Origin of the sequence: Vogesella indigofera (genome assembly GCF_003633895.1) — a bacterium.
Lineage (GTDB): Bacteria > Pseudomonadota > Gammaproteobacteria > Burkholderiales > Chromobacteriaceae > Vogesella > Vogesella indigofera.
In genome coordinates, this window is record NZ_RBID01000011.1 from 575,273 (window position 1) to 589,788 (window position 14,516).

A 14,516-nucleotide genomic window follows, 5' to 3' on the forward strand; every position below is an offset into this window, starting at 1 on the left:
ATGCTCGTTCGTCTGCTCTACGCCAGCCGCGCCGCCCAGCCCTACAGCGCGGAAGTGCTCGACAACATCCTGGCCCAGTCCCACAAGCACAATCCGGAGCGCGGCCTGACCGGCATCCTGTGCTACAGCGGCGACATCTTCATCCAGGTGCTGGAAGGCGGCCGCGCCGAGGTGTCCTCGCTGTACAACAGCATCGTGCGCGATCCGCGCCATCAGAATGTCGAGCTGCTGCACTTCGAGGAAATCCGCGAGCGCCGCTTCGCCAACTGGACCATGGGCCAGGTCAATCTGGCCAAGGTCAACCCGTCGCTGCTGCTGCGCTTTTCCGAGAAGCCGCTGCTGGATCCGTTCAGTGTGCGCGGCTCGGCGTCGATGGCGCTGCTGGAGGAGCTGATTGCCACCGCCGCCATTGTCGGACGCTGCCACTGAGCGAACAGGCCTGCCCATAGCGGCAGGCCTTTTTTATGCGCACTGGCAACAGTGCAGTGCAGCACCAATTGCCAAAATTCTGTCAAACGTGTAATACAGTAGCAATGTGCAGCCGTTTTAATCGGTGGCACCGTCCAGTAGACAATTCGGAGAAATGCCATGGCACGCTTTCATCCCAGATCCGATTTCGTACAGGTCCGCGCCGAAATGCGCAGCAATGAACTGACTGGCAAGCCGATGCCGCGCACCAGCCCCAGCGACATCCGCAATGCCAACGCCCGGCGCGAGATCGAACGCCGCCGCCTGGAGCGCGAGTCGCGCGAACAATAGCCGGCAAAAAGGCGCCTGAATTGATCAGGCGCCTTGTTTTTTTTGGATGTCGCCGAGGCGAAGCCGATCGTGAGCGGTTCTTAGCGGGTCTGGCGCCAGCCGTTGTACAGCGCCAGCAGCAAGGTCAGCAGCAGGAAGGCGCCGACCCAGAACGGCATCGACTGGCCGAGGAAAGTCCAGTCGATCTGCGCGCACTCGCCGCTACCCTTGAACACCTTTTCCAGCACCTGGGTCATCGGCAGCGTTTCCAGCATGAAATCCAGCCCCGGCCCGCACGCCGGCACCTGCTCCGGCGGCAGGTGCTGCAGGTATACCTGCCACGCCGACACGCTGCCCCCCGCCACCGCCGCCACGGCGATCAGCAGCGAGCACAGCTTTGCGGCCAACCTTTGCGGATTGAAGATGGCGGCCAGTAGCGCCAGGCTGCCGACGGCTATCACGCCGATGCGCTGAAAAATGCACAGCGGGCAAGGCTCCAGCTCCAGCACATACTGCGCGTACAGGGCATAGCCCATCGCGGCGGCACACATGACCGCAATCACGCCATACAGCTGGCGTCGCGTCAGAAAACTCATTGATGACCCCTTGGTAGTAACCATGCCGCCACGGCGGCGGCACGGGAGTGAATCGGACTAGCGTCCGGACAAAAAATTCATGATCTCGTTTTTTTTGGCAAACGCATCCTTGTAGCCCAGCTCGACCAGCTCCTTGCCGTACGCCGGGTGGAACAGCAAATAGCTGGCCAGAGCCGAGCCGCGCTGGCGCATGGCGCCGGCACCGCGCAACAGGAAGCGCATCGTCGCCGGGAAACCGTCGAAATGGCGGTGGGCAATGCTGTCCAGCGACACGCTCGGCGAAATATTGAACACCTCGACCCGTTTCAGCGCGGTGTTGTGGTTGCGGGTGTATTCGTCCAGCAGCGACACGGTGTGGTTGACGCGCGCCAGCCGTTCCATGTCCGCCGAGAGGCTGTCCATGAAGATGCTATCCAGCAGATGGCCGAAGATCTGCGCAAGGCTGGGCGCGGCCGCTTGCTGCGCATGCCGCCGTTCGGCGTGCCGCTCCTGGTGATTGACCAGATTGATCACGAACAGCCGTTCCGCACCGAGGTGCAGCGCCGGCGACAGCGGCGCCATCTGACGGATGGCGCCATCGCAATAGTGGCGGCCGTCCACGCGCGCGGAAGGGAAAATCAGCGGAATCGCCGAGGTCGCCATCAGGTGCTCGATGCTGAGGCGCTCACGTTGGCCGCAACGCTGGTGGCGATGCCACGGCTCGAACTGCTCGCTGCCCTCGAAAAAGCTTACCGACTGGCCGGTGGTGTAGCAGGACGCGGTCAGCGCCAGTGCGCGCAGCGCGCCGCTCTGAATGGCGGTCTCGACGCCTTCCAGTTGCACCGTGCGCGTCAGGTAGTGGTATAGCGGACGGTTGTCGAGAAAGCTCGGCGGCGTGTGCACCAGCTTGCCGCCGGTCAGCAGCGAGCCGCCCCACTGCAGAAAGGCCTTGATGAAGTATGGCGCATCAACGCGATAGACATCCTCCACCCGCACCGATTGCCACATTTTTACCAGATGCGCGGTGGTGCGACGGAAATGCTGTGCGCCGGCGGCAAGGCCGACGGCATTGATGGCACCGGCAGAGGTGCCGCTGATCACCTGGAACGGGCTGGCCGCATGGCGCGGCAGCATGCGTGCCACCGCCATCAGCACCCCGACCTGATAGGCTGCCCGCGCGCCACCGCCGGCCAGCACCAGACCCACGACAGGTTTTGTCATGTCCTGCCCCCTTGTCGAAACACGCCCGCTTGCGGGCGCCGGAACGGGTGCCGCGCCGGGCGTGGCACCATTGGATTGCGCTTGTTAGCTCGCGCTTAGGCCTCGCCGGCCACCATCATCGAAGACAGCAACACCGAACCCATATGACGGCTGCCGCGGCGGTCAATGTCGTCACCGATGGCGTCGATCTGCTTCAGCATGTCGCGCAGGTTGCCGGCGATGGTCAGCTCTTCCACCGGGTAGGCGATGACGCCGTTCTCGACCCAGAAGCCGCTGGCGCCGCGCGAATAGTCGCCGGTCACCATATTGATGCCCTGCCCCATTAGCTCGGTAACCAGCAGGCCGCTACCCATGCGCTGCAGCACTGCGTCCAGGCCGCCGGCCAGCGTCGGCTGCACCGTCAGGTTGTGCGGGCCGCCGGCATGGCCGGTGCTTTGCATGCCCAGCTTGCGCGCCGAGTAGCTGCCGAGGAAGTAGCCCTGCAGCACGCCGTTGTCCACCAGCCGGCGCTGGCGGGTGGCGACGCCCTCGTCATCGCAGCAGCCACTGGCCAGGCCACGCAGCACGAACGGGTCTTCGTCGATGGTGATGATGTCGGCGCAGACCTCGGTGCCGAGCGAATCGAGCAAAAAGCTGGACTTGCGGTACAGGCTGCCGCCGCTGACCGCTTGCACCAGGTGGCCGAGCAGCGAGCCGGCAATCGGCGCCTCGAATACCACCGGGTACTGCCCGGTCTTGATGCGGCGACCGTCGAGACGGCGCACGGTGCGCTCGCCGGCGATGCGGCCAACGTTGGCCGCAGACAGCAGGTCGTCGGAGCAGCGCGCGGCGCTGTACCAGTAGTCGCGCTGCATCGCGTCGGCGCTCTCGGCGATCACCGCCGCGGACAGGCTGTGGCGCGAGGTGGTCTGGCTGCCGATGAAACCGTGACTGTTGGCGTAGCAGTGGCGGGTGGCGTGGGTGGACACGGTGCCGCCTTCGGAATTGCGGATGCGGGCGTCCACCGCGCGCGCGGCAGCCTCACACTCGCGCGCCAGCTCGATCGCGGTTTCCACCGGCAGGTCCCACGGGTGGTACAGGTCCAGATCACGATCCTGCTCCGCCTTCAGCAACAGCGCCGGATCGGCCAGCCCGGCGCAATCGTCGGCGGCGGTATAGCGCGCAATGTTCAGTGCGGCATTGACGGTGTCCTGCAATGCGACGTCGGAAAAGTCGGAGGTGCTGGCGTGGCCTTTCTTCTGGCCCAGATATAGCGTGATCGAGACGCCCTTGTCGCGGTTGTACTCGATGGTCTCCACTTCCGCCAGTCGCACCGACACGCTGTGGCCGCAGCCTTCGGAAATGTCGGCTTCCGCGGCGGTGGCACCGCCGGCGCGCGCCAGCTCCAGTATCCGGCTGGCGATGGACTCCAGCTCGGGCGAGCTGTAGGAAAAAATCTGTTCTGACATAGCAGCCTTCTTCATCTGTCAACGATAGCGCCACGGAAAGGCACGGTGATCGGCCGTGGCTTGTGCTTTTCCGGTATCATACCAGCTTGAAACCGTAACCAAGCCTTACCATGCCTGAATACCATAATGATGGCGCTGATGCGCTACCTGCCAGCAAATCGCAACGCAAACGCGACATGGATGCGCTGCAGGACATCGGCCGCGCACTGACCGAACTGCCGGCCGCCAAACTGAAGAAGATGAATCTCGACGACGGCCTGCTGGTCGCGCTGCTCGATTTCCAGAAAATCACCGCCAACGGCGCCAAGCGGCGCCAGCTGCAGTATATCGGCAAGCTGATGCGCGATATCGATCCGGAGCCGATCGAACAGCAACTGGCCGCGTTGCGTGGCGACTCCAGCGCCCACACCCGCTGGCTGCACCTGCTGGAGCGCTGGCGCGAACGGCTGGTGGAAGACGACAGCCACGTGCAGCAGCTGATCAACGACTTCCCGCAGCTGGACGTGCAGCAGCTGCGTACCATGGTGCGCAATGCCCGCAAGGAGCGCGAGGAAAACAAGCCGCCGAAGGCCAACCGCCAGTTGTTCCAGCTGCTGAAAGAGCTGATTCCGGAACAGGGCAAGCCGGCCAATAGCGGCGACGAGCAAGACGACACGCAGGACGAGTGAACATGAGCATCAAGATCGGTCTGGTTTCCATCTCTGATCGTGCCAGCCAGGGCATTTATGAAGACAAGGGCATTCCGGCGCTGCTGGACTGGCTGAGTCTGGCCATCGCCACGCCGTTCAGTACCGAAACCCGGCTGATCGCCGACGAGCAGGCGCTGATCGAAGCCACGCTACGCGAGCTGGTCGACGACGTGGGCTGCCACCTGGTGCTCACCACCGGCGGCACCGGCCCGGCGCCGCGCGATGTCACGCCGGAAGCAACACTGGCGGTCGCCGACCGGGTGATGCCCGGCTTTGGCGAGCAGATGCGCCAGATCAGCCTGAAGTTCGTGCCGACCGCGATCCTGTCGCGGCAGGTGGGCGTGATCCGCAAGCAAAGCCTGATCCTGAACCTGCCCGGCCAGCCCAAGGCCATCCGCGAGACCCTGGAAGGCCTGCGCGACGGTGAGCAGGTGGTGGTGCCCGGCATCTTTGCCGCGGTGCCCTACTGCCTGGACCTGATCGGCGCGCCCTGGCTGGATACCCGCGAGGCCGTGGTCAAGGCCTTCCGCCCGAAATCCGCGGTCAAGCCCGGCGCATGAGCTATTGCCCGCCGCGCTGGCTGCTCGGCAGTCACCTGCAGACCATCTGGCCGGCGTTGTTTCTCAAATCGCAACCACCGGCCTATCGCCGCGAAATCTGGCCGACGCCGGACGGCGGCGAGATCGCCGTCGATTACGTCGATGGCAACGCCGGCGCCCCGCTGGTGGTGCTGTTCCACGGCCTCGAAGGCAGCAGCCACAGCCACTACGCCAGCGCGCTGATGCACGCGGTCAAGGCGCGCGGCTGGCGCGGCGTGGTGCCGCACTTTCGCGGCTGCGGCGGCCAGCCCAACCTGTTGCGCCGCGCCTACCACGCCGGCGACGCCGCCGAGATCGACTGGATACTGCAGCGTCTGGCGGCCAAGGACACAGTGCTGTTTGTCGCCGGCGTGTCGCTGGGCGGCAACATGCTGCTGCGTTACCTGGGCGAGCACGGCGCGCGCGCGCTACCACAGGCGGCGGCGGCGATCTCTGCACCGCTGGATCTGGCAGCGGCCAGCACCTGTCTCGATCGCGGCTTCGGGCGCCACGTCTACACCCGCATGTTCCTCAATACGCTGAAGCCGAAATCGCTGGCCCAGCTGGCACAGCACCCGGACCTGTTCGACGGCGAGGCGGTGCGCAACAGCAAGACCTTTGTCGAGTTCGACAATCTGGTCACCGCGCCGCTGCACGGTTATCGCGACGTGCAGGACTACTGGCGCCGCGCCAGCAGCAAACCGCTGCTGAAGGACATCGTGCGGCCAACCCTGGTACTGAATGCGCGCAACGATCCGTTTCTGCCGGTGTCGGCGCTGCCCGGCAACGGCGAGGTCAGCCCGGCGGTGACGCTGGAGCAGCCGGAACACGGCGGCCACGTCGGTTTCGTCAGTGGCCGCTTCCCCGGCCACCTGCGATGGCTACCGCAACGGCTACTGACTTTTTTCGATCATCACCTGCCGGGCAATACCGGCACCGACTGAAAGACAATCCGCATGTCCGACATTCTCAACAAAATCTGCGCCACCAAATTCGAGGAAGTGGCCGCCCGTTCGGCGCAGCAATCCTTGGCCACGGTACGCGCCGCCGCCGAAGCCAAACGCGGCGACCATCGCGATTTCGTGGCTGCCATCCGTAGCAAGCACCAGCAGCAGCTGGCGGCGGTGATTGCCGAAGTGAAAAAGGCCAGCCCCAGCAAGGGCGTCATCCGTGCCGATTTCGATCCGGCCGCGATCGCCCGCAGCTACGAGGCGGCCGGCGCCGCCTGCCTGTCGGTGCTGACCGATGCGCCCTACTTCCAGGGACACGAGGACTACCTGATCGCCGCCCGCGCCGCCTGCAAGCTGCCGGTGCTGCGCAAGGATTTCATGGTCGATCCGTACCAGATCTACGAGGCACGCGCCATCGGTGCCGACTGCATCCTGCTGATCGCGGCGGCGCTGAGCCTGTCGCAAATGCAGGATTTCGAGGCGCTGGCCCACGAGCTGGGCATGGCGGTGCTGGTGGAAGTGCACGACGCGGCGGAGCTGGAAGCGGCACTGCAGCTGAGCACGCCACTGGTGGGCGTGAACAACCGCAACCTGCGCACCTTCGAGGTCAATCTCGACACCACGCTGCAATTGCTGCCGATGATAGGCAAGGACCGCATCGCCGTCACCGAGAGCGGCATCGTCACCCGTAACGACGTGCAGCGCATGCGCGACCACGACGTGCACACCTTCCTGGTCGGCGAAGCCTTCATGCGCGAAAGCGACCCCGGCGCCGCATTGCAACAGCTGTTTGCCTGAGTCGCAGCACAATACCGAAAGCCGGCTCCGCGAGAGCCGGTTTTTTCATGTCACCGATGGCCGCGCTCCCTGAGTGGCGTCAGAGCAGACCGCGACGAGTGCCGGATGCTCGGCCGGACGGCGCTGCTGTATACGGCTGCATTGGTCGCATGCCATGACTTGCGGCCAACGTTGGCCGCAGACTCATGAGCTGCCGGATGGCGCGGCGGTCTCGTCCGTGTCAGCTTGTGCCATGCCATCGGCCTCCATGTCCTCTGCCGCCCCGTCGCCTGTCGAGACCGCCGGTGCCGTGCTGACTTGCTGCAACAGCTGCCACACCTCCTCGCGGCGGCTGATCGCCTGCTCCAGGCGTTCGTTCAGCACCGCCAGTAAGCGCTCCTGCTCCACGATTCTTGCCTGCAATCCCGTCATGGCCTGCGCCTGTCGTGCGTTTTCCTGCTCCTGCTGCCGCAGGGTGCGACTGACGGCCAGCAGCTCGGCTCCGGTGCGGGCGCTGTCCTGATACACCCGTGTCAGCTCGTCCTGCTTGACGATCAAGGTCTGGCCGAGGGTGCGCAGCTCGGCCTGCAGTTGCTGTACCTGCTGTTCGTGGCGGCGCTGCTCCTGATCCCGTTGCTCCTTTACCGACTGGCGATAGTGCTCCAGCGCCTCGCGTGCATGCTGGTGCTTTTCCTCCAGCGACGCGCGGTGCGCCTGATTCTCTGCCAGGCGCTCCTGCAGGCCGATGATCTGCTGTTGCTGCTGGCCATCGCGCAGTTGCGCCGCCTGCAGCGCCTGGCGGGTGGCAGCGTGCGCCTGCTGTTCGGTCGTCAGCGTCTGACTCACTTGCTGCAACTGTTGCTGGCTGTCCTGCGCTTCTGCGGTGATCTGCGCCAGCTGTTCGCGACACTGCGCCAGCTGAGCGGCCGACTCCGCCGCCATCACGGCAATGCGCTCATCGGCCTCTTCGTGCAGGCGGGCGGCTAGCCGGCCGACCAGCTCCTGGATTGCCTCGCTGACGGCGATCTTCGCGCCGCTGCCGGCGTCCTCTTCCTCTTCCAGCTCTTTCAGGTAGCGATGAATGGTGGTCTTGGAGCCGGTATTGCCGAGTTCGGCGCGGATGGCGTCAATCGACGGATTGCGTCCCTGTGCCAGCAGGTTGTCTCTGGCACGCAGGACTTCCGATTTGTAGATGCCGCTTCTGGCCATGTTGTGCTCCGTTGAAATTTAATACGTATTACGTACCATGATAATACATACCAATTAATAAATTGATACTTTCAATTTTGTAAAAATAAAAAGCGTGATAATCACGAATTATCACGCCTTTATGTTGCCGAATCGCCAGCATTAGCCAAACCACGTACGTTTCACTGCAAAACCGCTGTCACTGCCAAAATAGCCGCAAAAAATGCGTGACACGTCCGGCGGCAAAACGGGTCATCCATCTGCTCATTACCTCTGGCGGCCAACCCTTGCGCAGCCGCAACCGGCAGCGCTGCTATAATTCGCCGTCGGTCTCTATTGCCGCGCCAGCTACAGCCAACCCAGATAGCACACCATCCGCACACCCCGAGCCCGTCGTCCCATGGAAAAAATCGCCCACTATCTCGCCGCCGCCACCCGCGACAACACGCGGCGCAGCTATGCGGCCGCCATTCGTCATTTCGAGGTGGAATGGGGTGGTTTTCTGCCGGCCACCGCCGACAGCATGGCGCGCTATCTCGCAGACCATGCCGAGACGCTATCGGTGAGCACGCTGAAGCAAAGGTTGGCCGCACTGGCGCAGTGGCACCAGCAACAGGGCTTTCCCGATCCGACCAAGGCGCCGGTGGTGCGCCAGGTATTGAAGGGCATCCGCGCGCTGCATCCGGCGCAGCAGAAACAGGCGCTGCCGCTGCAAATCCGGCAGCTGGAACAGCTGCTTGCCTGGCTGGATGGGGCAATCGAGTTGGCGATACAGCAGCAGGATCACGCCGCCCGCCTGCGCTGCCGCCGCGACAAGGCCTTGCTGCTGCTCGGTTTCTGGCGTGGTTTTCGTGGAGACGAATTGCTGCGACTGCAGATTGAAAACATCGCGCTTGTCGCCGGCGAAGGGATGAACTGCTATCTGGCGCAATCGAAGGGCGACCGCCAGCTGCAGGGGCGCGTGTTCCGGGTGCCACAGTTGTCGCGGCTATGCCCGGTCAGCGCCTACGGTGAGTGGCTGGCCGACAGCGGGCTACGCGAGGGCGCGGTGTTCCGCGGCATCAGCCGCTGGGGCGTGATCGGTGAGGACGGCCTGCACATCAACAGCCTGATTCCGCTGCTACGCCGCCTGTTTGCCGCCGCCGGGCTGGCGGAGGCGGCGCGTTTCAGCGGCCACTCCTTCCGCCGCGGCTTTGCCAACTGGGCCAGCGCCAACGGCTGGGATCTCAAGACGCTGATGGCCTACGTCGGCTGGAAGGACATCCAGTCGGCGATGCGCTATATCGACGCCGCCGATCCGTTTGCGCGGCAGCGCATCGAAAACAGCCTGCCGCCGGCGCCGGCCTTGCCGCCAGTGGCGGACTGAGCCGGCGCGCGGGCAAGAAAAAAGCGGACACCGAGGTGTCCGCTTTTTGCTGTGGCTGCCGTGTTGCTCAGCGCGATTTCACGAAGGGCACGCCGATCGCCTTCGGTGCCACCGCCTTACCCATGAAGCCGGCCAGCAGTACCACCGTCAACACGTACGGAATCGCCTGGATGAAGGCGTCCGGGATGCTGCCGATCAGCGGCAGCGCCGAGCCTTGCAGCCGGATCTGGATCGCGTCGGTAAAGGCGAACAGCAGGCAGCCGGAGACCGCCGCCCACGGGCGCCACTTGCCGAAGATCAGCGCCGCCAGCGCGAGATAGCCCTTGCCGGCGGTCATGTCCTGGATGAAGGCGCCGGTCTGCGCCAGCACCAGATAGGCACCGGCCACGCCGCACAGGGCGCCGCTGATGCTCTGCGCCAGATAGCGCACCAGCTTGACGTTGATGCCGGCGGCGTCGGCGGCGTGCGGGTTTTCACCCACCGCGCGCAGGCGCAGGCCAAAGCGGCTCTTGTACACCACCCAGCTCACCACCACGATCACCAGCAAGGCCAGATAGACCAGGATGTTGTGACCGAACAGCGCCTTCAATGGCGCCGAGGTGGCAATGGCGTCAGCAAACGGCAGCTCGATGCTGCGAAAGCGCGCCGCGTCGTCCAGCGTCGGCGTGCGGCCACCCTGCTGGAACCAGGCCAGCGCCAGCACCGGCGTCAGGCCGGACACCATCATGTTGAGCGCGACACCGGAAATCAGCTGGTTGCCGTTGTAGCCGATCGACACGATGCCGTGCAGCAAGGCCACCATCACCCCGGCGGCCATGCCAGCGGCAAGGCCGGCCCACGGCGACTGCATCATGTAGGCGACGCAGGCGGCGGCAAACGCGGCGGCCAGCATCTTACCTTCCAGCGCCAGATCGACGATGCCGGAGCGCTCGGAAAACAGGCCGGCCAGCGCCGCCAGTACCAGCGGGGTGGCGACGCGAATGGTGGCGTCCAGCACACTGAAAAAGCTATCCATGTCAGTGTCTCCTTATCGTTTCGTCATCTGTTTGAACGCCAGCGCCAGCGGGGTCTGGAACAGGTTTTCCAGCGCGCCGCAGAACAGGATGATCAGGCCCTGGGTCAGGATGATCATCTCGTGGGTGATCGCCGGTTTCTCGAAGGACAGGTCCAGGCCGCCCTGGGTCAGCGCGCCGAACAGCAGCGCCGACAGCAGGATACCGAACGGGTGGTTGCGCCCCATCAGCGCCACCGCGATGCCGACAAAACCGATGCCGTTGGTGAACGCCAGGTTCATGCGGTGGGTGGAGCCGAGTAGCTCGTTGACCGCGGCGAGGCCAGCCAGTGCGCCGGAGAAGCACATCGCCACGATGATCACCTTGGACACCGGCATGCCGGCATAGCGCGCCGCCTTCTCGTTGAGGCCGACGGTGCGCAGCGCATAGCCCCAGCGGCTGCGCCATACCATCAGGTAAAACACCACCAGCGAAATCAGCGCCAGGAAGAAGGTCGCGTTCAGCGGCGTCTGCGGCAATTCGATGCCAAGGTTGGCCGCAAGCTCGTGCAGCATCGGGATCCACGCCGATTCGGCGAACAGCCGCGTCGCCGGTGTCTGCGAGCCGGGCATGATCAGCTTGTCGACCAGCAGCCAGGTCATCAGTGCACTGGCGATGAAGTTGAACATGATGGTGGTGACCACGATGTGGCTGCCACGCTTGGCCTGCAGGTAGCCGGGGATGAACGCCCACGCCGCGCCAAACACCATCGACGCCAGCAGCGCCAGCGGGATCACCACCCAGCCGGGCAGGAAATCCAGCCCCAGGCAGACCAGCGTCACGCCGAGGCCGGCGAGATACATCTGCCCCTCGCCGCCGATGTTGAACAGGCCGGCGTGGAACGCCGCCGCCACCGCCAGGCCGGTAAAGATGAAACTGGTGGTGTAGAACAGCGTATAGCCGATGCCTTCCGGATAGCCGAAGGCGCCGTTGATCATCAGTTGCAGACACTCGACCGGGTCTTCGCCGATCAGCGTAATCACCAGCCCGGACACCAACAGTGCCGCGAACAGGTTGAGTACCGGCATCAGCCACAAGGTGGCCCAGCGCGGCAGGTTACTTGGCTGGCTCATTTATGCCCCCCCATCAACAGGCCCAGTTCGGTGGCCGTGGCTTGCGCCGCCGGCAGCTCGCCACTGACGCGACCGGCGTTCATCACGATGATGCGGTCGCTGAGCGCCAGGATCTCGTCCAGTTCCACCGAAACCAGCAGCAGCGCCTTGCCGGCATTGCGCAGGGCCATGAGTCGTTTGTGTATGAATTCGATGGCGCCGATGTCGACGCCCCGTGTCGGCTGGCCGATCAGCATCAGCTGCGGGTCGCTGTCGATCTCGCGCGCCAGGATCACCTTCTGCTGGTTGCCACCGGAAAACAGGCCGCTGCGGCGAAAGGCGTTGGCCGGGCGCACGTCGAACTCGCTGATGAAACGGCGGCAGCGCTCGATAATGGCCTTGCGGTTGAACAGCAGGCCGCGCTGGATCGCTGGATCGTCGTGATAGCCGAGGATCGCGTTCTCAAAAGTGGAGAAGTCCTTGACCAGCCCTTCACGCGAGCGGTCTTCCGGCACATGGGCGATGCCGAGGCGACGATAGGCGGCCGCCTTCGGCTCGCGCGTTGGCAGCGTGGTCAGCTCGGTGCCGTTGTAGCGTACCGAGCCGGCACTGGCCTCGCGCATGCCGGACAGGATTTCCAGCAGCTCGGACTGGCCGTTGCCGGAGACGCCGGCAATGCCGACGATCTCGCCCTCGCGCAGCTCGAAGCTGACGTCGTCCAGCAGCTTGACGCCGCGCGCGTCGGTCAGCGACAGGTTGCTCACCTGCAGCACCGTCTTGCCCGGCGTGGCCGGCGTCTTGTCCAGCTGCAGGTTGACCTTGCGGCCAACCATCAGGTCGGCGAGGTCTTCCTTGCCCACTTCGGCGGTGACGACATTGCCGACGATCTCGCCGGCGCGCATCACGGTGACAGCGTCGGTGATGTCCAGCACTTCGCGCAACTTGTGGGTGATCAGCAGCACCGTCTTGCCCTGCGCCTTGAGCAGACCGAGGATGCGGAACAGGTCGTCCGCTTCTTGCGGCGTCAGCACCGCGGTCGGTTCGTCGAGGATCAGCACGTCGGCGCCGCGGTACAGCGCCTTGAGGATTTCCACGCGCTGCTGCTCGCCCACGCCCAGCTCGCCGACGATGGCGTCCGGATCGACCTGCAGGCCGTAGTCGCGGTTCAGCGTGGCCAGGTGCGCGCGGGCGGCCAGCAGGCTCTGCTTCAGCGCCAGGCCCTGCTCGGCGCCGAGCACGATGTTTTCCAGCACGGTAAAGGTGTCCACCAGCATGAAGTGCTGATGGACCATGCCGATGCCGCGGGCGATGGCGTCGTGGCTGTTGCGGATGCGCACTTCCTGCCCATTCAGGCGGATGCTGCCGGAGTCGGCCTGGTAGTAGCCGTACAGGATGCTCATCAGCGTCGACTTGCCGGCCCCGTTCTCGCCGATGATGCCGTGGATGCTGCCCTTGGCGACGGCGAAGGAGATGTTCTTGTTGGCGTGGACTTCGCCAAAATACTTGTTGACGCCAGTCAGCTCGATAGCGAGTTCGGCCATATTGATTCAGCTCTCGATCAACACTCATCCCGGCATGGCCTGCAAAACGGCAGCACACGAAAGAGCGCGGCAAGCAGGAAACCTGCTTGCCGCGCGGGTCGTCCGGGATTCAGACGATTAATAACGAATGGTTACTGTACCGGGCAGCTGTTGCCAGCACGGTAGTCGACCACCTTGATCTTGCCGGCCACGATGTCTTTCTTGGCCTGGGTGATCTTGGCTTCCATGTCCTTGGAGATCAGCTTGCGGTTGTTGGCGTCCACCGCCCAATCCACGCCGCCTTCCTTCAGGCCCATAGTCACCAGACCCGGCTTCCAGCTGTTGTTCTTGCCGGACATCATGATGTCGTAAACGGCATTGTCAACGCGCTTCAGCATCGAGGTCAGCACGAAGCCCGGGAACAGGTGGTTCTGGTTGGAATCCACACCGATACCCAGCTTGTTCTTGTCCTTGGCCGCCTGCAGCACGCCCATGCCGGTGCCGCCGGCGGCGTGGAAGACCACGTCGACGCCACGGTCAAACTGGCTGCGTGCCAGCTCGCCGCCACGGGCCGGATCGTTGAACGCCTGCGGCGTGGTGCCGGTCATGTTGGAGACCACTTCCACCTTCTTGTTGGCCGCCTTGGCGCCCTGGGTGTAGCCGCAACCGAAGGCACGGATCAGCGGCACGTCCATGCCGCCGATGAAGCCGACCTTCTTCGACTTGGAGGCCATGCTGGCCGCCATGCCGACAAGGTAGGAGCCTTCCTGTTCCTTGAACACGATCGACTGCACGTTGGCGCCCTTGGCCACGTCGTCCACGATGGTGAACTTCACTTTCGGGAACTCGGCGGCAACGGTCTGCACCGCCTGGGTAAAGGAGAAACCCACGGCCACGATCAGGTCGACATTGCGACGCGCCAGGTTGCGCAGCACCTGTTCTTTTTGCGCTTCGTTGGCGATCTGGGCTTCGCGGTAGGCGATACCGGTGGCCTTCTTGAAGCGTTCGGCGCCGGTGTAGGCCGCTTCGTTGAAGCTCTTGTCAAACTTGCCGGCCTGGTCGTAAACCACGGCCGGTACAAATGCCCAGCTTGCGGATGCCGTCATCAGCATGACAGCAGCGGCAATACCCCGTTTTTTGGAAATTTGCATGAGATGTTTCCCTCAATGTGCGTGTAGTTACAACGAACGGGTCATGGTAACCATAATTGGTTCGGCATGTGCGCGCCATTCGTTGTGCATGTCAGCGAGCGGAGGCGCCGGTGTCAGCCGGCCGCTGCCCGATTTGCGACAGGGGCGTGATTATAAGCACAGTCACAAAAAGTTATTAGCAAAAAAACGGCCACTGCGGGCAGATTACGCG

15 protein-coding genes are annotated in these 14,516 nt (G+C 64.1%); 7 read left to right on the forward strand and 8 right to left on the reverse strand.

All coding sequences use genetic code 11. The features are described from left to right. Both C8E02_RS05075 and C8E02_RS17380 read left to right on the forward strand, forming a co-directional pair. Positions 1-429 (forward strand): BLUF domain-containing protein, encoded by a 429-nt coding sequence (locus tag C8E02_RS05075; protein WP_047965385.1) that lies wholly within the window; start codon positions 1-3, stop codon positions 427-429. Positions 430-588: 159 nt separating this feature from the next. Next, positions 589-759, forward strand: coding sequence for a hypothetical protein (locus tag C8E02_RS17380; protein ID WP_170152108.1), 171 nt, complete (start codon positions 589-591; stop codon positions 757-759). Between the two features lie 80 nt (positions 760-839). Here C8E02_RS17380 and C8E02_RS05080 read toward each other — a convergent pair whose 3' ends face one another. The 3 genes from C8E02_RS05080 to pmbA form a co-directional block, all read right to left on the reverse strand. Further along, entirely contained in the window at positions 840-1,334 is a 495-nt protein-coding gene (locus C8E02_RS05080) for a disulfide bond formation protein B (RefSeq protein ID WP_120809900.1), read from the reverse strand. A gap of 57 nt (positions 1,335-1,391) precedes the next feature. Next, a complete protein-coding gene (locus C8E02_RS05085; RefSeq protein WP_120809901.1) occupies positions 1,392-2,534 on the reverse strand; it encodes a patatin-like phospholipase family protein in 1,143 nt (380 codons plus the stop codon). Positions 2,535-2,629: 95 nt separating this feature from the next. Further along, the gene (gene pmbA, locus C8E02_RS05090; protein ID WP_120810099.1) at positions 2,630-3,982 is read right to left on the reverse strand and encodes a metalloprotease PmbA; all 1,353 of its coding nucleotides are present in this window, start codon (positions 3,980-3,982) and stop codon (positions 2,630-2,632) included. Positions 3,983-4,092: 110 nt separating this feature from the next. Between pmbA and yjgA the strand changes: the two genes are divergently transcribed. From yjgA to trpC, 4 genes are read left to right on the forward strand one after another with little or no spacing between them, the layout of a single operon-like run. After that, on the forward strand, positions 4,093-4,650 hold the full coding sequence (gene yjgA, locus C8E02_RS05095; RefSeq protein ID WP_120809902.1) for a ribosome biogenesis factor YjgA: 558 nt from the start codon (positions 4,093-4,095) through the stop codon (positions 4,648-4,650). 2 nt (positions 4,651-4,652) lie between these two features. Further along, a complete protein-coding gene (mog, locus tag C8E02_RS05100; RefSeq protein WP_120809903.1) occupies positions 4,653-5,231 on the forward strand; it encodes a molybdopterin adenylyltransferase in 579 nt (192 codons plus the stop codon). Continuing rightward, complete coding sequence (locus C8E02_RS05105; protein ID WP_120809904.1) at positions 5,228-6,193, forward strand: YheT family hydrolase; 966 nt, start codon at positions 5,228-5,230, stop codon at positions 6,191-6,193. The genes mog and C8E02_RS05105 overlap by 4 nt, the downstream gene beginning before the upstream one ends. A gap of 12 nt (positions 6,194-6,205) precedes the next feature. Continuing rightward, a complete protein-coding gene (gene trpC / locus C8E02_RS05110) occupies positions 6,206-6,997 on the forward strand; it encodes an indole-3-glycerol phosphate synthase TrpC (RefSeq protein WP_120809905.1) in 792 nt (263 codons plus the stop codon). A 183-nt stretch (positions 6,998-7,180) separates the two neighbouring features. Here trpC and C8E02_RS05115 read toward each other — a convergent pair whose 3' ends face one another. Next, positions 7,181-8,185 carry a DNA-binding protein gene (locus C8E02_RS05115; RefSeq protein WP_211329160.1) on the reverse strand — a complete coding sequence of 335 codons (1,005 nt, stop codon included), beginning with the start codon at positions 8,183-8,185 and terminating at the stop codon, positions 7,181-7,183. A 379-nt stretch (positions 8,186-8,564) separates the two neighbouring features. Here C8E02_RS05115 and C8E02_RS05120 point away from each other — a divergent pair, with 379 nt between their 5' ends. Beyond that, a complete protein-coding gene (locus C8E02_RS05120) occupies positions 8,565-9,530 on the forward strand; it encodes a tyrosine-type recombinase/integrase (protein WP_120809906.1) in 966 nt (321 codons plus the stop codon). Positions 9,531-9,597: 67 nt separating this feature from the next. Here C8E02_RS05120 and C8E02_RS05125 read toward each other — a convergent pair whose 3' ends face one another. The 4 genes from C8E02_RS05125 to C8E02_RS05140 all read right to left on the reverse strand — a co-directional run bounded on the left by C8E02_RS05125 (position 9,598) and on the right by C8E02_RS05140 (position 14,305). Further along, positions 9,598-10,545: an ABC transporter permease gene (locus tag C8E02_RS05125; RefSeq protein ID WP_120809907.1), complete on the reverse strand. Its 948-nt coding sequence runs from the start codon at positions 10,543-10,545 to the stop codon at positions 9,598-9,600. Between the two features lie 12 nt (positions 10,546-10,557). Beyond that, entirely contained in the window at positions 10,558-11,655 is a 1,098-nt protein-coding gene (locus tag C8E02_RS05130) for an ABC transporter permease (RefSeq protein ID WP_047965394.1), read from the reverse strand. Further along, complete coding sequence (locus C8E02_RS05135; RefSeq protein WP_120809908.1) at positions 11,652-13,175, reverse strand: ABC transporter ATP-binding protein; 1,524 nt, start codon at positions 13,173-13,175, stop codon at positions 11,652-11,654. Before C8E02_RS05135 ends, C8E02_RS05130 begins: the two co-directional genes overlap by 4 nt. Positions 13,176-13,306: 131 nt before the next feature. Next, a complete protein-coding gene (locus C8E02_RS05140) occupies positions 13,307-14,305 on the reverse strand; it encodes a BMP family lipoprotein (protein WP_047965396.1) in 999 nt (332 codons plus the stop codon). Positions 14,306-14,516 lie beyond the last annotated feature (211 nt).